This window comes from Cohnella fermenti (assembly GCF_004801405.1).
GTDB lineage: Bacteria > Bacillota > Bacilli > Paenibacillales > Paenibacillaceae > Cohnella > Cohnella fermenti.
This window is the reverse complement of record NZ_SSOB01000113.1, coordinates 1-800: the sequence shown is the minus strand read 5'-3', so window position 1 is coordinate 800 and position 800 is coordinate 1. Positions and strand designations below refer to the sequence as shown.

Below are 800 nucleotides of genomic sequence, written 5' to 3'. Positions count from 1 at the left end.
GGCACCCGCTTGCGTTCGAAACGCACCCGAGACTTTCTGTTTCACCTTGACCATCCGCAGATCGCGTTCCGCCTGGTTATTGTCAAACGGAATTTCGGGTCGCCGAAGAAACAAGAGAATCGCCTCTTTGTGAAGCATGAAGCGTTCGCCCAGATTTCCTGCCTTGCTCTTCTTTTGCTTCCCTTTCTTCGAGACCGGAGTGCTCGCCTCCTCCAAGGCCCATTCCTTCTCTCCCTCGCGAAGAATGGCATCGTAGCGGTCTTCGAACACTTGGATGACTTCCGGTTCGACGTTCTCCTCCTTCGCGCGAGCGGCGAGGGCGGCCTTCCAGCCTTCGCGAAGCAACTCCGCCATCCGCGAGGCCCACCGGTGACCATCATGCTTCGCAATGCCCAGAGACTCCCGGAGCAGATGGGCGTTGCAAAGGGCATCCGAGAACGCGCATCCCTCCTTGAAGTAGGATTTCATGCAATCGTGCACGACCGTTCCTTGGTACTCCGGTAAGAAGCCAATGGCCTTAAACGCCTCTTCGCCACGCTTTTCGTGTACGCGAAGGTAGGTGTAGCCTCCATCCGAGCAAACATGAACCCAATTGAGTTTGCCATCCGCGCGGCACCCGGTTTCGTCCGCATGCACCACCACTTGCTGGAGCAGCTTCTCTGCAATAGTGGTCTCTATAGGCTCCAGCACCTCATAGGACGTTTGCAAGAGGGAGAGCACGGTGGCTTCGCTCGGCCGATAGGTCGTCATATCTTCAAAGAGATCAGCGATGCGCTTAACCGGTATCATATGATACGCAT

At 56.1% G+C, this 800-nt stretch carries 1 protein-coding gene; it reads right to left on the bottom strand.

Features of this window, described 5'->3' with window-relative positions:
* The coding region (tnpC, locus tag E6C55_RS33240) for an IS66 family transposase (protein ID WP_136374116.1) at positions 1-800 on the bottom strand (800 nt) is incomplete at both ends.